This is a genomic window from Vibrio sp. 10N.261.52.C2 (assembly GCF_041471425.1).
Classification (GTDB): domain Bacteria; phylum Pseudomonadota; class Gammaproteobacteria; order Enterobacterales; family Vibrionaceae; genus Vibrio; species Vibrio crassostreae_C.
Genome location: NZ_JBFROH010000008.1, coordinates 155,640 through 175,333, shown reverse-complemented (window position 1 = coordinate 175,333; position 19,694 = coordinate 155,640). Strand labels below are relative to the sequence as shown.

11 protein-coding genes are annotated in these 19,694 nt (G+C 45.5%); 5 read left to right on the top strand and 6 right to left on the bottom strand.

What is annotated here, in order from left to right; translation table 11 throughout:
• Positions 1-517 precede the first annotated feature (517 nt).
• From AB4307_RS02435 to ygjK, 3 genes are all read left to right on the top strand, one after another.
• Complete coding sequence (locus tag AB4307_RS02435) at positions 518-1,951, top strand: amino acid permease (RefSeq protein WP_017069519.1); 1,434 nt, start codon at positions 518-520, stop codon at positions 1,949-1,951.
• Positions 1,952-2,378: 427 nt separating this feature from the next.
• Positions 2,379-3,443, top strand: a complete 1,065-nt coding sequence (ygjJ, locus tag AB4307_RS02430) for a protein YgjJ (RefSeq protein WP_004734431.1) — start codon at positions 2,379-2,381, stop codon at positions 3,441-3,443.
• A 15-nt stretch (positions 3,444-3,458) separates the two neighbouring features.
• Positions 3,459-5,870 (top strand): alpha-glucosidase, encoded by a 2,412-nt coding sequence (gene ygjK / locus AB4307_RS02425; RefSeq protein ID WP_372130985.1) that lies wholly within the window; start codon positions 3,459-3,461, stop codon positions 5,868-5,870.
• A gap of 176 nt (positions 5,871-6,046) precedes the next feature.
• Here ygjK and AB4307_RS02420 read toward each other — a convergent pair whose 3' ends face one another.
• The 4 genes from AB4307_RS02420 to AB4307_RS02405 form a co-directional block, all read right to left on the bottom strand.
• On the bottom strand, positions 6,047-9,163 hold the full coding sequence (locus AB4307_RS02420) for a beta-galactosidase (RefSeq protein ID WP_372130983.1): 3,117 nt from the start codon (positions 9,161-9,163) through the stop codon (positions 6,047-6,049).
• A 161-nt stretch (positions 9,164-9,324) separates the two neighbouring features.
• Complete coding sequence (locus AB4307_RS02415) at positions 9,325-10,551, bottom strand: ABC transporter substrate-binding protein (protein ID WP_050619979.1); 1,227 nt, start codon at positions 10,549-10,551, stop codon at positions 9,325-9,327.
• 177 nt (positions 10,552-10,728) lie between these two features.
• Positions 10,729-11,580 (bottom strand): carbohydrate ABC transporter permease, encoded by an 852-nt coding sequence (locus AB4307_RS02410; protein ID WP_050644910.1) that lies wholly within the window; start codon positions 11,578-11,580, stop codon positions 10,729-10,731.
• Entirely contained in the window at positions 11,580-12,500 is a 921-nt protein-coding gene (locus AB4307_RS02405) for a carbohydrate ABC transporter permease (RefSeq protein WP_050619981.1), read from the bottom strand. Before AB4307_RS02405 ends, AB4307_RS02410 begins: the two co-directional genes overlap by 1 nt.
• Positions 12,501-12,796: 296 nt before the next feature.
• Between AB4307_RS02405 and AB4307_RS02400 the strand changes: the two genes are divergently transcribed.
• Together AB4307_RS02400 and AB4307_RS02395 are read left to right on the top strand one after the other, a co-directional pair.
• Positions 12,797-13,879, top strand: coding sequence for an ABC transporter ATP-binding protein (locus tag AB4307_RS02400; protein WP_372128703.1), 1,083 nt, complete (start codon positions 12,797-12,799; stop codon positions 13,877-13,879).
• 278 nt (positions 13,880-14,157) lie between these two features.
• Positions 14,158-15,498 (top strand): MATE family efflux transporter, encoded by a 1,341-nt coding sequence (locus AB4307_RS02395; protein ID WP_372128705.1) that lies wholly within the window; start codon positions 14,158-14,160, stop codon positions 15,496-15,498.
• Between the two features lie 93 nt (positions 15,499-15,591).
• Here the strand turns inward: AB4307_RS02395 and AB4307_RS02390 are convergent, their stop codons facing one another.
• Both AB4307_RS02390 and AB4307_RS02385 read right to left on the bottom strand, forming a co-directional pair.
• The gene (locus AB4307_RS02390) at positions 15,592-17,286 is read right to left on the bottom strand and encodes a solute:sodium symporter family transporter (protein ID WP_372128707.1); all 1,695 of its coding nucleotides are present in this window, start codon (positions 17,284-17,286) and stop codon (positions 15,592-15,594) included.
• 102 nt (positions 17,287-17,388) lie between these two features.
• Positions 17,389-19,491 carry an alpha-galactosidase gene (locus AB4307_RS02385; RefSeq protein WP_372130980.1) on the bottom strand — a complete coding sequence of 701 codons (2,103 nt, stop codon included), beginning with the start codon at positions 19,489-19,491 and terminating at the stop codon, positions 17,389-17,391.
• Between the last annotated feature and the right edge of the window lie 203 nt (positions 19,492-19,694).

Below are 19,694 nucleotides of genomic sequence, written 5' to 3'. Positions count from 1 at the left end.
ATCAGATAATTAAAATAAAAAACCCAAAAATAAAAACGGCGTTCCGTCAAGGTTTCAGTTCACGAAAAACACCAATTAATAGGTAATAAAACTCAAATAAAAACCAAGGTAAAACATTAACTAAATCTATTTACTCAAGGTCACATATTTGATCAATTTCGATTAACTTCCCGCCGCTTAATCTTTAATCTTCTTGCTGAAGAGACAAACTGATTCATATAGAGAAAGCGACAAAAAGCCCCTACACGCCTTATAAATCGTCGCTCATGAAACAAGCAATCTCTTCAATGAACTTCTTAATCTTTAACTCTTTGTTTTGGTAATAAGTTTACTGAAATACCAAAGAAAAAAATCCCAAAGAAGTCCGATCGTAAATCTATAAAAACAACAATGAGCCAACCCTGACAAAACAAAGCGGGTGTTTGCCAAACCAACATAACAATAAAAGTGCGGCCTAGAGCTTCCCTCTCTAGGACCAAGTTATAACGATCATCAACGTGATTCACCGGAGAACATCATGTCCGAAAATAAACGCAGTACGATAGGCAAATTTGCCCTACTGTCTATGACCTTCGCGGCGGTATACAGCTTCAATAACATCATTAATAACAACATCGAGATCGGCCTTTCCTCAGCTCCGATGTTCTTTCTAGCAACCATCTTTTACTTTGTGCCATTTTGTTTGATCGTTGCAGAGTTTGTGTCACTGAATAAAGACTCTGAAGCGGGTGTTTACTCTTGGGTTAAAAGCTCTCTAGGCGGCCGCTGGGCGTTTATTTCAGCTTACACCTACTGGTTTGTTAACCTGTTCTTCTTCACCTCTCTGCTCCCTAGAATCATCGCTTACGCGTCGTATGCGTTCTTAGGTTTTGAGTACATATTCACGCCAATGACCACCGCAATTCTAAGTACTATTTTGTTTGCGGTCGCGACTCATATCTCGAATAACGGTGCGAAATTACTGGGCCCTATCACCTCACTAACATCATCACTGATGCTGCTGCTAACGATGTCTTACATCTTGCTATCTGGCGGTGCTTTGGTAGGCGGTATCGAGCCAGCTGACCCAATCACCATTGAAGCCATGACACCAAGCTTCAACTGGGCATTCCTTGGCGTAATCACTTGGATCTTCATGGCGGCAGGCGGTGCAGAATCGGTCGCGGTTTACGTTAACGACATCAAAGGCGGTCACAAGTCTTTCGTTAAAGTCATCATCATTGCCGGTATCTTCATCGGTGCGCTTTACTCGGTAGGATCTGTGTTAGCAAACGTGTTTGTTTCGCGTGAAGAGCTTAAATTCACAGGCGGCTCAGTTCAGGTATTTGAAGGGCTAGCAAGACACTTTGGCCTGTCTGAAATCTTGATGAACCGTTTCGTTGGTGTGGTTTCATTCACGGCGATGCTGGGCTCTCTGCTGATGTGGACAGCAACACCGGTTAAGATTTTCTTCTCTGAAATCCCTAAAGGTATCTTCGGTGAGAAAACGGTCGCTCTAAACAAACAAGGCGTTCCAGAGCGTGCGGCTTGGATTCAGTTCTTGATTGTGATTCCACTGATGTTCATTCCGACACTGGCGTCCGATACGGTTCAAGATCTGATGAGTACCATTATCAACATGACAGCTGCAGCATCGATGTTGCCACCGCTATTCATCATGATCGCGTACCTTAATTTACGTTTGAAGTTGGATCACTTACCTCGTGATTTCAGAATGGGCTCACGTATGACAGGCATTACCGTGGTCTCGATTCTGATCGGCATTTTCACTGTTGGCTTCTTTGCGTCAACCTTCCCAACAGGTGCTGACATCATGACCATCATCTTCTACAACGTGGGCGGGATTGTTATCTTCCTTGGCTACGCGTGGTGGAAGTACGGAAAATATGAAAAAAGCTTATCTCCAGAAGAGAAAAAACTAGAAGCAAAACCTGAACCGGCGAACGCTTAGTTTACCCTGCACTCTGATTTAAACTTCGGGCACTCTGACTTAAACTTCAGGCACTCACATTTGGTGAGTGCCTTTTTATTTGTCGGTACATTTCCACTAACCATCTCGATTAAATCAAAGCCATTCAAGAATCAAAACATTCGAACCAACAATCTAACCACCCATCAAACAATTCACCTCCCGAATACTTACAACCCTAGCCATACCTCTGCAAATTCAACTGAAAGTCAAAATAAAAACAAGGTAAATATTTACTAAAAATAGATCACACTTTTAAACTTAATTAATTTTAAACATCAAAATTATCATTAATATTGGTTTTGCGATCGTAAGTAACCTGACCAATACGCCTTGAAGAGCACCCCATATTAGAAGTCAGAACTGCTTGCGAACCTTCATTTATAACCCCGACACAGAAGTGATTAAAATGAAAAGTAGTTTTACTAAAAACACTCTTATTACAAGCTGTATTCTTGCTGCCTTAAGTACCACTGCCCACGCGGAAGAGTCCGCAGCAAACCACAGTGATACTCAGCCTCCTCAGACAGAAACTGAAACCCTATTTAACTTTTATGGTGAGCTTGGCCTTGGTGGTCACGTGGCACTCGAAGGTGATGATAAAGGCCGCTACGCAGACGGTACTTACATTGAAGCTGGCTTGGCTATCGAGCACGGTAATTGGTTTGGTCTTGCTTATATGGAGGGCTGGACAGTACAAGCCGATGACGAAGGCAATGCTTGGGCAACGGGCCACGGCTGGGGCGGTTTTGAAGGTGGTTTCAACCGCTTTTACGCTGGCTACCGCACAGATAACAAAACAGAATTCATGATTGGTCGTATGGACTCTTCATTAGATGACGTTCAATGGTGGGGTGACCCTACGGTTGAATACGGCTACGCGATCTCAAACACGCGAGACGTGCACCTTGGTGTGAAGATTCAAAACCTAGAAGGCAAGCTTCGCTACAGCGTTTCTTTCGCGCCAGAGTCTGACTTCTCGGAAGACGATGCTCTTGTTCACTTCGGTAAATACGACAGCTTCGCAGACCAATGGAAAGATAAGAACGCCATGGTCAATGGTTACCTTCAATACGATCTGACCGACGACTTAACCCTAATGGGTGGTGGTGAAGTTCGTAACAACGATGGTGGTGAACTATTGCTATTGGGTGCTGAGTACAAAAACTTCGCCACTCGTGTTTGGCACGATACAGATAAAGGCAACCAAGAGTCTTTCGGTAGCGAGTCTGGTATTCAAACCAGTGCATGGTACGAAGCGGCACAAGGCGTTTACCTATCTGCAGCCTACAACTACGCAAACTTTGACGGTGACAATGGCGACAAAGAAATCACCTCTTACATCAATGCTGGCGTTTGGTATGAATACGGCAACGGCGCGTTTGCGACTGCTTTCGATAGCCGCTTTGGCGTAGGCAGCGACACTGAAATCGGCGACGCTCAGGTGTTCGCAATGCAATACTTCTACTGGTAATAACAGGAATTGATCATGAAACTGAATAAATCATTCGCAGCTCTCGCTATCGGTGCAGCCCTTGTCGTTACTGGTTGTGCTTCAAACTCAATCTCTGGCTCAGGCTCAGGCTCAGGCTCAGGCTCTGACACAGAGCAACTGCAAGCCAACGAATTTAAGAACGTTATCGACCGTACTGGCTCACCTGAATACATGCGTGACTACGACTTCGATGACCACCAACGCTTTAACCCATTCTTCGACCTAGGTGCATGGCACGGTCATCTGCTGCCAGACAGTGCAGAAGGCATGGGCGGATTCCCAGGTACAGCACTGCTTACCGAAGAATACATCAACTTCATGGCTGATAACTTCGACCGCCTAAGCGTGTTCAAAGACGGCAAAAAAGTGGCTTTCACTATGGAAGCTTATAGCCTACCGGGCGCATTGGTTCAGACGCTAAAATCTGACGATGTGACCGTAGAAATGACGATGCGTTTTGCTTCAAACCGTACCTCTCTGCTAGAAACAAAAATCACTACCGACTCACCGGTTGAATTAGTGTGGGATGGTGAACTGCTAGAAAAGACGCACGCCAAAGAAGGCGTGGCACAAACCGACAAAACAATCGCTGAAACTTACCCTGAGTATGACCGTCAAATCGTCGCAACCGACGATGGCCTAAAGGTGACCTTCGGTAAGGTTCGTTCGACATGGGATCTACTGACTTCTGGTGAGTCTGAATACCAAGTTCACAAGTCGATTCCAACGAAAACCACGGTTGATGGTTTAGCGTTTACTTCAACGGCAAACATTGAAGCATCGACGACTATCTACACCACATACTCGCATGTTCTAACGGCAGAAGAAGCGCAAGCGGAACAGCCTGAAATCAAAAAGATCATGGCAACCCCTACCGACTTCTTAGCCGCATCAGCAGAACGTTGGGAAGGCTATCTTGAGATGGGTTTAACCAACCCGAACGCGACACCAGAGCAAGAGCGTGTTGCGGTTAAAGCGATGGAAACCCTAAACGGTAACTGGCGTGGCGCTGCAGGTGCGATGGAGTTTGACTCTGTGACACCATCCGTGACGGCACGTTGGTTCTCGGGCAACCAAACTTGGCCTTGGGACACATGGAAGCAAGCCTACGCAATGGCTCACTTCAACCCAGATGTAGCGAAAGATAACATCCGCGCGATGTTCGCTTACCAAATTCAGGCTGACGATGCCGTTCGTCCTTGGGATGAAGGTTACGTGCCCGATCTACTCGCTTACAACCTAAGTCCAGAACGTGGCGGCGATGGCGGTAACTGGAATGAACGTAATACCAAACCAAGCCTAGCAGCATGGGCAGTAATGGAAGTCTACAAAACCACCAGCGACGAAGCTTGGCTACAAGAGATGTATCCAAAACTAGTGGCATACCATGATTGGTGGCTACGCAACCGTGACAACAACGGCAATGGCGTTCCAGAGTATGGCGCTGCTCGTGACAAAGCACACAACACACCTGAAGGTGAAATGTACTTCACCGTGGTTCGTGGCGATAAGCACGAAACAGTCGTAGGACAAGCAGCACTGGATAAAGTGGTAGCAGAAGGCAACTACGATTACATCGAGAGCCCAGCTCAAACCGCTGCGTCTTGGGAATCAGGTCGTGATGATGCAGCAGCCTTCGGTTTCATCGATAAAGACCAGCTAGACGCGTACGTTGCTAACGGTGGCAAGCGCAGTGATTGGGATGTTGAATTCGCTCAAAACCGCGCTGAAGACGGCACTTTGCTTGGCTATTCATTGCTGCAAGAGTCCGTTGACCAAGCAAGCTACATGTACAGCGATAACAAGTACCTAGCAGAAATGGCTGACATTCTAGGTAAAGACGCAGAAGCGAAAGAGTTCCGTGAAAAAGCAGAGCACCTATCGAACTACATCAACACCTGTATGTTCGACGAAGGCACTAACTTCTTCTATGACATTCGTATTGAAGACAAGCCTTTAGCCAATGGCTGCGCAGGCAAACCGATTGTCGAGCGTGGTAAAGGCCCTGAGGGTTGGTCACCACTGTTCAACGGTGCAGCAACACAAGCTCACGCTGATGCCGTGGTCTCTGTGATGAAAGATACCTCAGAGTTCAACACCTACGTTCCACTGGGCACAGCAGCGCTTTCTAGCCCAGCATTTGGCCCAGATATTTACTGGCGTGGACGTGTATGGGTAGACCAGTTCTACTTCGGCCTAAAAGGTATGGACAGCTACGGCTACCGTGACGATGCGATTGAAATGGCAGGCGCATTCTTCGACCACGCCGATGGCTTGGTACAAGACGGTCCTATCCGTGAGAACTACAACCCGCTAAACGGTGAACAACAAGGTGCTCCAAACTTCTCTTGGAGTGCTGCCCACCTATACATGTTATACAACGATTTCTTTACTGACGCAGAGTAAATCAAACCTATACCTGTCTTCTGGAATTCAATGAAAAGATAACCTCATAAATTTCCAGCTTTGGCACTCAGTATCTCGCTGAGTGCCTTTTTTATACTTGAAGCCAAATGAGCTAAAAAAAACAAGCATTTAGATCATTTGGCCTACTATGATCCTTTTACTCAATTCGCTGCACGTTAGCCTTTATCACCACAATGGAAGCGCACCTGATAATGGTAATGCTCTTTCAATAATTTGAATTCATCATGGACACTTGGCGTCCACGAGTCATCACCGCCAACCCCCATATGGAAGCCATCGACATAAACAAACAGCTGTTCTTGTTCGGTTAAGTCACAAGTATGTTTTGCCTTCTGTAGCTGCTGTAACCCAAAACGACTGACTGAGAAATGGAAGTCTCCTTGCAATTCGAATGCACCCACTTTTGCCTCACGAACATCACAACGTAAGCCGCAATCAGAAGGGAAAATATACGGGGTATGCATTTGTTCAATACTTTGCTGATATAGCCCCATATGTGCGGACATCTTTCGATCTGGGTAGTTTTCGTGTGGCCCACGACCAAACCATTCCACCCCATCAGGCACATGCTTCAAAGCAAACTCAAATCCGACTCGTGGCAGAGACGGCAAACCTTTCGCCGCTTGAACATCCACATCTAATTTGACCTCACCATCGGCAAATAATTGGTATTGCCAAGTCGACAACAAACGAACCTGATCTTCCACCGTGTGGGCAATTCTTGCAGTCACCGACACCCTATTTTTCTGAGTGATGGATGAAAATTCGATGCACTCTGGAGTGAGCCTATCTAACCTCATCGCCTGCCAGCGTGCGATCCATGAATTGGGGTCTACACGGTTTGCTTCACTGACACCGATATCGTTGTCTAATGGTGCACGATAAAAGTTATCTCGAAGGCCACTAGCAAGTTGTTCCACCCCTTTGATTTTCCAGCTTTCTAATGTCCCAGACAATCTGTCGAACTCTACTTGATAAGCATCACCAATCACCGTCAGCAGCATATCGGTTTCAGTCACTTTCGGTGGGTATTGTGAAAGGTTAGCATCCAACATCAATTGCGGTTGAGTCGGTAAGCTAAGCTGTTCAATCGCCGTCACATGACCTTTATCCGCCCATGCAGTATTGGTGTTTAATACCACTTCGAGATTAAGGTAATTAAGTACGTTGGCCGTCTTCGGAATAGTTACACCATCAAGCTCAATCTGCACACTGGATTGAGCTTCAACAAACAGTTCAATACTGCCATGACATTGAACAATTCCATCTTGAGTTATATTCCAATTAAGCGTTTCGACAGACTCTGAATCAAATAAATACTCACTAGCAATCTCAATCACCAGTGGTGATGCAGAAACCAGCTTGAATTGATAAAACTGCTGTGCTTTTTTCACTTCATGTAGCGTTGGGTGCACCGTCCTGTCTGGGAATACCAAACCATTAATGCAGAACTGGCGATCATTAATCTCGTCGCCGAAATCACCACCATAGCCCCAATATTGTTTGCCGCTCGAATCGGTTTTGGTGATCCCTTGATCGACCCAATCCCAGATAAATCCGCCCTGTAATCTTGGGTTGTCTCTAAACGCCTGCCAGTATTTATCAAAGCTACCGAGACTGTTCCCCATTGCATGGGCGTACTCACAGAGAATAAGAGGACGATGCTCGTTTGGTAGAGCGATAGCTTTACGAATACCCACGCGAGGTGTCACCTCAGGTTGACTCTCAACCACAGGTAAATCCCAATCAACCCGCGCATACATAGGACATAAAATGTCTGTCGCTGCTGTATCTGCCCCGCCACCTTCATACTGAACGGGACGTGTTGGATCAGTTTGTTTCACCCATTGATACATCGCATGGTGATTGCGACCAATACCCGATTCATTACCCAGCGACCAAATGATCACGCTGGCGTGGTTTTTATCGCGCTCCACCAGCCTTGTCATTCGTCTCATGTACGCATTCAACCATGACGTATCATCGGATAAACGGCACATCGGAAATTGACCATGAGTTTCCACATTCGCTTCATCAACCAGATACAGACCATACTCATCACATAGTTCATACCACAATGGATGATTCGGATAATGAGCGGTTCTAACGGCATTGAAGTTATTTTGTTTGAGCAGTTTGATGTCTTGAATCATCCCCTCTCGAGTCATGGTGTGCCCCAATTCAGGGTGATGTTCATGACGATTGACGCCACGAATCAGCAACGGTTTTCCGTTAACTTTTAGCAAACTATCGGTAATTTCAACACTTCGAAAGCCGACATCGTAAGCCTCACAATCGATTAGCTCGTCATGTTCATCGAGCAATGACACCACACAGCGATATAAGTAGGGTGACTCGGCACTCCACTTGTTCGGGTTCACCACTGAAATGCGGTGTTCTGCGACTTCAGACCACGGCCCTTTTTCATCGACATAACGCTCACCAAAACCCACGATTTGAGGTTCGAAAACCAACTGTCCTTGAGCATCATAAAGTTCAGCTTTCAGCTTATAGCAGCTTTCTACATCATTGCTGTGCTTGGTTATTTGCGTAGAAATATTTAAAACCGCATCGCGATAGCAAGCATCTAGCTGAGTATCAATACCAACATCCTCGATTGCGACCTTGGGCTTTCTCAATAAAGTCACATCACGGAATATGCCGCTGAGCCACCACATGTCTTGGTCTTCAAGATAAGAACCATCAGACCAACGCAGCACCATCACTACCAGCGTGTTCTCGCCCGCTTGCAAGTATTCAGACACGTCAAATTCAGCCGGTAATCGACTGTCTTGCGAATAGCCAACCCACTTGCCGTTGCACCACAAATGAAATGCAGAATTCACGCCGTCGAAGGTCAGCCTATGGGTATATAATAACTCCGGTTCCGTGCAGTTAAAACGCGTTCGGTAGAGCCCTGTCGGATTATCGCTAGGGACGAAGGGAGGGTTATCAGCGAAAGGATATTTCACATTGGTATAGATCGGTTTATCAAAGCCTTGCATCTGCCAGTTGCTTGGCACTGAAATCGACTTCCATGAAGAATCATCAAAATGTTCCGATACTACCTCTTCGCAAACCAACTCTGGTGAATCGAACAGCTGAAACTTCCAAGTCCCATTGAGAGACATAGTGCTCGACGAGTTCTTCGTCATAGCCTCAACCAACGAGGTGTAACTATTTAAAGGAGCATGAGCCTCAACAACATTATGATGGGTGATGTGTTGATTTTCCCACTCACGGGCAGAGATGATTTGAGAGAAAGTTCTCATGACGTGTTCCTTACCAAAAGCCGTTTAACGTGAACCATTGCAAGTGATGCTCAGCGCCTCATTGCGTTCAAACATTACGAACGCCAACTAAACAGCTCTTGCAATAATCCCTTAAGAGAAGAAAAAAAGCCGCAGCCAGAACAGCTGCGGCTATTGAAATGTTACTTAAAGGTACGCTTGCTCACTTTATCGAGTTTTTTCAATATTTTATCGATTCGTTCAGGGTGAACCATAAACTCTTGGAAACCTTTCATGCCTTCTTTTGCCATCGCAGGGTCGGTGTCTCGGTCATAGAATTGAGCCGTACCATCACTGGATGCCAACATCGCGACGCCTTTGTCTAAGAACGGGTCAGACTTCGCCTTAGCTTTGTTGTTGGTTGGGATCTGTAATAGCATCTCATTGATCAGCTGCTGGTTTTCAGCGCGAGCAACAAACTCTAGGAACTTACGAGCATCTTCTTTGTTTTTCGCTTTTGAAGGTATGTGCAGCGTATCCATTGGCGCATCTTCAGACATAGGAATACTTGGGTCGATCACCGGGAACTGGAAGAAATCCATCTTGCCATCTAACTCAGCAGGGAAGTTAGGCGTGATGAAGTTCCCCATCAGGTACATAGCCGCTTTACCGTTGTACAAGAAAGGTTGAGCTTCTTGCCATGAATAAGACGCGTGGTTTTCTAGGAAGTAACCAGGTTCAACTAACTCCGCCCAATTAGCGAAGGTTTTCTTCACTCGCTCATCAGAGTAAGGCACTTTGCCTTCCATTAACTGAATATGAAAATCCAAGCCGTTAGTACGCATGTTGATATAATCAAACCAACCAGCAGCAGTCCAAAGGTACTTGGTACCAATCGCAAACGGCGCTACACCATTTTCTTTAAGTGTTGCAGACGCAGATTTCAAATCTTCCCACGTTTTCGGCTCCGCAATTCCATATTGCTCAAAGATGTCTTTGCGGTAGTAGATACCCCATTGATAATACGTGTACGGCACACCAAACTGCTTGCCTTGTACTGTCATCGCAGGCGCGGCAGCCGCAAAGTCTTGCTTCATGTTGTTGTCAGCCCAAATATCACTGACATCCTCAAACAGGCCACGGTCAACAAAGGCTTTCATTCGGTTGCCCGCATACCAAAAAACCACATCCGGCGGGGAAGTGACCAACCAATTACGAATCGTTGTTTTATACGACTCGTGATCGTACAAGTTGTACTTCACCGTAATATCTGGGTTTTCTTTTTCAAAGCGGTTAATGATCTCACCCCACGCCTCTTTTGGCGCAGGATCAGAAGCATCTGAGTTGATAACGAGTGTCCCTGCAAACGATGTTGCAGACATGGAGGCAGCGAGCACTGCACTGGCAGCGATATGTTTCACGTATTTCATATTGAGGTCCTTGTTATGGAGCTAAGCTCTCTAAGTCCAATTCTTATTGTTTTATCTCGTAGGGTTGTTCGTGTTTTAGTTTCTCTTTAATGATTCATCCATTTGGGATATCGATAGCAATAACGATTTAAAGCCGTCGCTATTGCTAGATTCGTGTATCGATTCTTATCTCGTGATTTACCCTTTAGTCGCACCCAATGTCAGGCCTGCGATAAAGTGCTTTTGCATGGTAAAGAACAGCACTACCGGTGGGATAGCCGCGACCACTGCACCCGCCGACATAAACTGCCAAGACGCCAGCCATTGGCCTTGAAGTGAGCTCAAACCCGCAGTTACAGGACGAACGTCATCACTCTGAACCAGAACTAGAGCCCAGAAGAAATCGTTCCAAATAAAGGTAAACACCAATACGGCTAACGCCGCTAAAGCAGGGCGAACCAGAGGGAGTACGACATGCCAGAATATTTTCCATTCACTCACCCCTTCAACACGCGCTGCTTCGATCAGGGCATCAGGGATCCCGACAATAAAGTTACGCATGAACAAGGTACAAAAACCGGCTTGGAAAGCGATATGGAAAAAAATCAATGCCCAGTGAGTGTCGTATAAACCGAGTCCAATCGTTAAATCACGGACTGGAATCATCAAAATTTGGAACGGAACAAAGTTACCCGCGATAAACATCGCAAAAATCCACACATTGGCTTTGAAGTTGTATTTAGCCAAGGCATAACCAGCCAGCGTAGATAACGCCACGGCACCAGCAACCGCTGGCAATGTGATGATCAAACTATTGATGAGGTACTGCCCCATCGACGTCGAGGTAAATACTTGAGTGTAGTTTTCAATGAACTGAATCTCACTCGGCCAGCCCCAGTAGTTACCTTTGTTGATGTCTTCCATCGAACGAATCGAGGTCATCATTACGGCGATAAGTGGTAATAACCACATCACGATCGAGATAGGTAACGCGACTCGATAGCTGATATTAGTAAAGCGACCGGCTTTTTGAATTGGTTGCGGAAACATTATTTTTCACTCCTTAACATGCGCCACAAGAAGTAAGCGATATAGATATCCATAATCAGAAATAGCACCACAGAGACCGCTGCACCATAACCCATTCGATAGTTAAAAATAGACTCTTCATACATCTGGTACGCAAGTACTGTCGAGCTGCCCCAAGGGCCGCCTGCCGTCATGGTCGCCACTAAATCAAATGAACGCAGAGCACCAATCACGGTGACAACCACGGCGATAAAAGTCGCCGGTCTTAACTGTGGAAGCACCACATACCACAACATGCGCCACTTCTTTGCACCATCAAGTCGAGCCGCTTCTAACTGCTCAGGATCGAGGTTATTCAGCCCCGTTAAATATAAGATCATGCAATAAGAGATCTGAGGCCATAAGCCGGCAGCGATGATTCCATAGGTCACATAGTCTTCATCAGCAAGTATCGAAATTGGCTCGAAGCCAAGCGACCCGAGTGCAATATTGAAAAGGCCAAAAGAGGGGTCATAGAACCAAGCAAATACGAGGCCTACCACCACTTGAGAAATAACGAATGGGAAGAAAAACAGAGATTTTACGACACGAATGCCTTTCACTTGTTGGTTGAGGAAAAGGGCAATCGCCAAGCCACAGGGTGGCGCAAGCATAAAAAAGATCAACCAAAGGAAGTTATTCGTTAACGAAGTATAAAAAGCATCTGAGTCAAAAAGCTCACGGTAGTTCTCAAGCCCCACCCACTCCTTTTCACCTAATCCATCCCATTCAAAGAAGCTCAGCCAAATACTGTCCAATATGGGATAGATAACATAGAGAGAGAAGATAGCGATGGCTGGTGCCAAGAACAGCCAAGGCGAGACCTTGGAACTGATGCGCCTTTTCTTCTTCGCTGATGGGGTGCGATTTTCTGGGTATATCGTTTTCACAGATTGCTCCATTTCCCAAAACTCCTTGTATTAAAAGCTTGGTTTACTACTTGGTTAACTTCCATCTGAATTTATAAATCCCAATCAGTAGCTCAGCATTTATAATGATTACGTTCAAATATTAGGCTTATTGATAACATTACGCACAGTTATGTTTTATTTATGTAAACGTTTTCACAAAAATCAGTATAGATCGCGGGATTTATATGACAATGATCAATAAATCATGCGAGGCACCTAACAAATTTCTGATGAAAGCGTATGTTTTAAAGGCAAAGAGATGTAGTCCAACGAAGCAAGGAGAGAGCATGGCTGATATCAGCTTAAAAAAGGTCATCAAACGATATGGTGATATACAGACCATCCATGGTGTTGATCTAGAAATAAATAATGGCGAATTCGTCGTATTCGTTGGACCATCAGGTTGCGGAAAATCAACCCTCTTACGCTTAGTTGCTGGCTTAGAAGAAATCACTGAAGGCGAGATTCATATTGGAGACGATCTTGTTAACGATGTCGATCCTGCTGAGCGTGGTGTCGCGATGGTATTTCAATCCTACGCACTCTACCCACACATGACCGTGGAAGAAAACATGGGCTTTGGCCTGAAAATGAATGGCGTAGCGAAGGAAGTCGTTGAAAAGCAAGTCACCAGTGCGGCAAAGACGCTCCAACTAGAACCTTTATTGAAACGTAAACCAAAGGAGCTCTCGGGTGGGCAGCGTCAACGTGTAGCGATCGGCCGAGCAATAGTTCGCAACCCTCGCGTATTCTTATTCGATGAACCGCTCTCGAACCTCGATGCTGAACTTCGCGTCGATATGCGCTTACAAATCGCCAAATTGCACCAAGATCTGCAAAATACCATGATTTATGTCACGCACGATCAAGTCGAAGCCATGACGCTTGCAGACAAGATCGTGGTATTAAGAGATGGTCGTGTTGAACAAGTCGGTTCTCCACTCGATCTATACCACTCTCCACAAAATGAATTTGTGGCTGGCTTTATTGGCTCACCGAAAATGAATTTCTTACCGTGTGTTGTTAACAGCACCTCAGAAACGTACGCCCAACTCGCTGTTAACGGTGTCAGCCAAATTACCCTCCCCTTACCAAGTGATGGATTAAAAGAGGGACAAAGCATCACGCTGGGCATTCGACCTGAACATTTAGAGATTAACAGCGGCTCCGATATCACCATTGAATTTCAAAGTGAGGTGGTCGAGCGACTAGGGAACAGCACTTATATGTTTGGCCAGTCTTGTGGCGTGGATAGCTTTAAGGTGCACCTACCAGGAGACCAAGAGGTGACTCGATACCAATCGCTTGAACTGAGTTTCTCCTCAAAAGATTGCCACCTATTCGATGATCAAGGGCAACGAATTAACTAGACTTTAAAAACGGTAGAGCTAGCTCGATGTCGCTAGCTTTGCCACTTTTCAAACTCACTTTCCGTTCGTTTCAAGCAACCACTTGCTTCCATTCTGTTCCTCTAAATGTCTATGAAATCCCACTCAAAAATTTCATCACTCTCACTGAAATATTGGGTTATGAAGACTTATTCGAATTTTATTTATCCTTATTAGCCTTCCGGACATTAATTTGATAGTCGTTTACTAAATAATCGCTAAACTATAGTGTCGCCTACCCCTTTTTTGAGAAAACCTAAATGCCTAATGCTGATTCCACCCTAAATAAACGTATGGGAATCGTTGCGCTCACCTGGCCAATTTTTATCGAAGTTCTTTTAAGAACCGCACTCAACACCAGTGATGTATTCATGTTATCGGGATACTCGGACAAAGCCGTGTCTGCCGTTGGTGTTATTTCTCAGATATCCTTTTTCCTGATCATTGTCTCGACCATGGTCAGCAGTGGTACGGGTATTTTAATCGCGCAATACAATGGTGCCTCTCGCACTCAAGAGAGCGCTCACGTGGGCGTAGCGAGCATCATTCTGGCCATTATTGCCGGTGTGCTACTGAGTGTGATTGCCGTTCTTGTTGCTGAATATTTTATCCCGCTTTATCAACTCGAACCTCAAGTCGAACAGTACGCGCAAGAATACCTGTTCATCAGTGGTGCTCTCACCTTCAATGTAACCATAGGTGTGGTTCTCACCACTATTTTGCGCAGTCATGGCTATTCAAAGTCACCGATGGTGATCAACATGATTGCAGGCGTTATCAACGTATTCGGTAACTACTGCGCCTTATATCAACCTTTTGGTTTGCCAGTATACGGCGTGCAAGGGGTTGCGACCGCGACCGTCATTAGCCAAGTGATCGGGATGTTGATCTTGATTGGTGTGGTCAGAAGCAAAGGGATTGATCTACCAGTGAAGCAGTTTAAATCTGTGCCTAAAGCCATCTATCAAAAAATCATTAAGATCGGCTCGATGAACGCAGGAGAAGTGCTCTCTTATAACATGGCTCAGATCAGCATTACCTTCTTCGTGGTACAGATGGGCACATCTTCACTGGCTGCGTTTACTTACGCACAAAACATCGCTCGTCTCTCTTTTGCATTTGCACTGGCAATTGGTCAAGGCAGCCAAATCCAAACAGGCTATTACATTGGTAAGGGTTGGATCGACGAGATCACCAAGCGCGTGCAACGTTACTTTGTGGTTGGCTTTATCGCCTCAACTGCGATTACCTGCATGGTTTATGTGTTCCGTTTCGAAATTCTCGATCTGTTCACGCAAGATCCAGAGATCATTGCGCTAACGGCTGCACTGATTGCAGGTTCCATCATTCTTGAAGCTGGTCGAGTATTTAACCTGATCTTTATCTCTTGTCTAAAGGCTGCTGGCGACATTAAATTCCCGATCAAAATGGGCATTCTCAGCATGTGGGGCATTGGGGTTGCCATGAGCTATTTGCTTGGCGTGCATTGGGGTTATGGCGTATTGGGTGCTTGGATGGCAATCGCGATGGACGAATGGGTCCGTGGAATCATCATGGCCTATCGCTGGCGAGCTAAGAAATGGACTCGATTCTCTTTTTAGACTTTTTAGCCTTCCATTTATCTTCACAAGATCGAAAAACGCCGCTCCTATTTCCAAAGAGCGGCGTTTTCGTTTTTAATTACCCGAACTCATCTACGCGGTCGCAAGTGCTTTCTTTCGCTTTGCTAGTCGTCCAAAAATACCGAGCAACATAACAATGCCACACACGCCATAAACTTGCATGATGGTTGGATCGTCCGATACAAAACCCACATCCGAGAACATAACGTAAGCACCAAGCACCATGTAAAGAATAATAGCCGAAGCCTCGAAACGGAACTCCCAAGGTGTCACATCAATATTCTCATTGACTGGCATCACGTACTCAGATTCACGCGGCATAAAGTAACCAATGATGAACATCAACGCGGTACATACTACGAATAGAATCGCTAATTGATGTAGGAAGTGAATCGGTGTTTTAAATACTAGCTGCATTGCTGCGTATGAACTTACAAACACCACCAACGCCACTTTCGCCGCTACAGCGGGTACACGTTTAGATACATAGCCGACAAACACGATAGTAAAGATTGGCACACTGAAGAACCCCGCCACCATTTGAAGGTATTGGAAAAGACCTTCTGGTGCGTACATGATGAATGGTGCGATACATACCGAGATAATCGCAATCACAACACCAAAAATACGCCCTTTATCCACTAGCTCTTCGTCTGTTTTACCTTGTCCAAATAGCGGCTTATACACGTTCAACGCAAACAGAGTCGTTGAGCTGTTCAACACACCATTAAAGGTACTCAAAATCGCACCAAACATCACCGCAACGAAGAAACCCACCAGCGGCTTAGGCAAAACTTCATTAACTAAACGGGTGTACATGGTGTCTGGATTGCCCGCATCAGCACCAAACATGTGGAAAGCGATGATGCCTGGAATGATCAAGAACAGCGGAGAGATAACCTTAATCGCACCGGCAAGGATTACACCTTTCTGACCTTCTTTCAGGTTTTTAGCACCTAATGCGCGTTGAATAATGGATTGATCAGTACCCCAGTAGTACAAGTTCACCAAAAGCAGACCAGTAAACAATGTTGAGAACGGCAGTGGATCGCTTTCTGTACCCACCGATTGAAGCTTCTCTGGCGCGGCATAAAGCAGAATATCTAAGCCAGCACCAAAGCTACCTTCGCCCAGTACCATCAAACCAAACACAGGGATCATCATGCCGCCAACAATCAAGCCTACGCCATTAATGGTATCTGCAATCACAACCGCTTTCAGGCCACCATAAATTGCGTAAAAGAAGCCAAGTAGACCAATCGTCGCCGAAATAAGCGCGATTGAGCTAAACTCTGAAATATTAAGCAGGGCCTGAACATCGAAGATTTCACCCAAAACAACGGCGCCCGCGTAAAGTGTGGTAGGCAAAATGTTGATCACGTATTGGCACAAGAAAAGTAACGTCACAAACTTCTTCACCGACATGTCGTAGCGGCTCTCTAAGAAATCAGGAATGGTGGTGATACCTTGTTTCAAATAACGAGGAACTAACATTAAAGCAATAATCACCAAGGTGACACCAGAAGCCACTTCCCAACCCATGACACTCATGTTGTGGGTGTAAGATTGTGCGCTCATGCCCACGAAACTGGTGGCACTCAAGTTCGTTAAGATAAGTGAGCTGGCAATTAAGCCACCGGTTAAGCTTCTTCCGCCAAGAAAGAAACCATCTTGTGAGGTGTTTTTGTCATTTTTCACTTTGTTGTAGGTAAACGCGACTACAAACCCAGTAAATAACAAAAATGACAACAGAACGGTAATAGACATTTTGTTTTCCTTAAGTTGAGTTATTGCGGCAGCAATACCTCGCTGCCGATTATAATTTTTATATTTAGATTTTTATTTGTAGGGGTACTCAGAGTCAGAGATTCACATCTTTTTTAGATGCACAATCAAGGCAGACTCTGGGTCGAGAATAGGTAAGGTCAATCCAATCTCTTTGAGGTTATCGCCGCTTAAAGTCAGAGTTTTATCTAACCATTGAGGGCGTTGCTTCATGAGTTGGAAACTGGTTTGTGGCATCTCCACTAACTTCACTTGATACAGCGCACTGTCTTCCACGCAGCTAATACGAAGTGGTGATGGCAGAGCGTATTCAGGCATGGCCAACTGACACACGGTGATCAGCATTTCATCATCATTCTGCACCCCATAGATGTTCTGGTTTTTGTCCGCGGGATCCATGCGGAAACTACGACCTGAGTGCAAAATATGGCGGAACTGCTTATGCAGAGAGATGTAGTGAGAGAAAGCTTGCTTCTCTTGTTGCGACTCTTTAACCGGGTCAAGTTCAACGCCCATGTGCCCCATCAAAGCGGTGACACCACGCATATTGATACTGTGACGACGATTGGTTGAATGGCACTCAGCAGGGCCAATGTGCGCACCCATAACTTCTGGTGGGAAGAAGTAGCTCATGCCTTTTTGAATGGCTTGTCGTTCCAATGCATCGTTACAATCGGATGCCCAGAATCGATGTGTTCTTTTAAGGATTTCAAAATCAATGCGACCACCGCCTGATGAGCAAGATTCAATCTCGACCTTAGGGTGTGCTTGATTCAGTTGATCAACGAGACGATACAAGGCTTGAGTTTGACCATGCACCGCCGCCTTACCTTGGTGGCCCGGCTGAACTAATTCACGGTTCATATCCCACTTAAAGTAACCGATATTGTACGTAGTCAGAAGCGTATCAAGGCGAGAGAACAAGTAGTCAAAACACGCTTCATTCTGCAAGTCTAAAACATACTGCCAACGACCAGAGGGTTGATGATAACCTTGCAAACCAAGCACCCAATCAGGGTGGTTACGGTATAGGTTTGAGTCTTGGCTGACCATCTCAGGTTCAACCCACAACCCGAACTCCATCCCCTGTTGGTTAACGTGTTCAATCACAGGTTCTAAGCCATTTGGGTATTTCACTTCATCGAGGTACCAATCGCCTAATGCCGTTCGTTCACCATCACGACCAATAAACCAACCATCATCAATAATGAATCGTTCAACACCCATCGCGCTGGCTTCCGTTGCCATCCGCATAATGTATTCCGGTTTATGGTCGAAGTAGATACCCTCCCAAGTATTCAAGTGCACTGGGCGAGGTTTATCGGTAGGGAATTGAATAATGTTGTCACGAACAAACTGCTGAAAACGTTGAGCAATACCGTTCAAACCAGAATTGCTGTAACAGCCATAGAGCCAAGGTGTCTGGTAAGTTGCCTCTGGTTCTAGAATCGATTCACCCGCTAGCAATAACTCTCCCGCTTGTACAAAGCGGCGGCCATCACTGCGAACATCAGCACGCATTTGGTGGTTACCACTCCAACCTAAATGGAAGCCCCACACCAAACCATTCTGTTCTGAGAAACCTTGCGTTCCTGCAAACATGCCAGGGAAGTTTTCATGTGAAGTACGGCCGCGACGGTTCTCTTGCATGAAGCCACCATGCTCAAAACGCTGACGTTGCGTTTGGAACTCATGACACCAACGACCATGGAACGTCATCAATTCATTGGCGTGGTTTGGCAGCGGCAACGTTGATGACAGCTTATTTAAATAGTATTTACTGCCCCCTTTGTTGGTTACTGTGATGCGCTTTTGAACCACATCCGATTCGTAATCCAGTTTAATTTCAACCGTCAATTCAAGCTTAGACACGGTGTCTTCTAGAACAAAAGTGGCTTGCTGAACCTGAGCTTCCACGCGGACGGTATTAAAAACGGGTGCCCAATCAAAACCATCACGATGCCCTTCTATTCCCGGCGCATTAAAATGACCGCTACCCAATTCAGGACAAAGAGAAAGCGGTACATCGACATCAAGGCGTGCTTGAGAGATCGGTCTCTCGGTTGATAACAAAAGATCTTCATCAATACTGGCGATCTTTGCGCCCCAGTGAAGAACCTCTGGAGTACGGCCCGATTTGATGATCAAACTGTGGTTTTTACTTGTTAGATGAATAAATTCGCTCATAGCCAATCTCATATTGTTTTCGTAAACATAAACTAAAATTAATAGTGAACTTGAAGACTGAAATTAGTACTAAAACGGCTAAATAACGTGATCTAAAAACACTTATTCGTTGCTAAAATTTGCACAAGATCGACTGTTTCCGGAAACATATTTAATGTTTCAAATGACATTTTTTTGAAAGGGAGCAGAGTTTCATTTCGCTA

What these genes read in the sequence shown, in the direction of transcription:
- AB4307_RS02405 (WP_050619981.1), bottom strand. Translation starts at nt 12,500, where the DNA reads ATGGAGCAATCTGTGAAAACGATATACCCAGAAAATCGCACCCCATCA.
- AB4307_RS02410 (WP_050644910.1), bottom strand. Translation starts at nt 11,580, where the DNA reads ATGTTTCCGCAACCAATTCAAAAAGCCGGTCGCTTTACTAATATCAGC.
- AB4307_RS02385 (WP_372130980.1), bottom strand. Translation starts at nt 19,491, where the DNA reads ATGAGCGAATTTATTCATCTAACAAGTAAAAACCACAGTTTGATCATC.
- AB4307_RS02435 (WP_017069519.1), top strand. Translation starts at nt 518, where the DNA reads ATGTCCGAAAATAAACGCAGTACGATAGGCAAATTTGCCCTACTGTCT.
- AB4307_RS02400 (WP_372128703.1), top strand. Translation starts at nt 12,797, where the DNA reads ATGGCTGATATCAGCTTAAAAAAGGTCATCAAACGATATGGTGATATA.
- AB4307_RS02415 (WP_050619979.1), bottom strand. Translation starts at nt 10,551, where the DNA reads ATGAAATACGTGAAACATATCGCTGCCAGTGCAGTGCTCGCTGCCTCC.
- ygjK (WP_372130985.1), top strand. Translation starts at nt 3,459, where the DNA reads ATGAAACTGAATAAATCATTCGCAGCTCTCGCTATCGGTGCAGCCCTT.
- ygjJ (WP_004734431.1), top strand. Translation starts at nt 2,379, where the DNA reads ATGAAAAGTAGTTTTACTAAAAACACTCTTATTACAAGCTGTATTCTT.
- AB4307_RS02395 (WP_372128705.1), top strand. Translation starts at nt 14,158, where the DNA reads ATGCCTAATGCTGATTCCACCCTAAATAAACGTATGGGAATCGTTGCG.
- AB4307_RS02420 (WP_372130983.1), bottom strand. Translation starts at nt 9,163, where the DNA reads ATGAGAACTTTCTCTCAAATCATCTCTGCCCGTGAGTGGGAAAATCAA.
- AB4307_RS02390 (WP_372128707.1), bottom strand. Translation starts at nt 17,286, where the DNA reads ATGTCTATTACCGTTCTGTTGTCATTTTTGTTATTTACTGGGTTTGTA.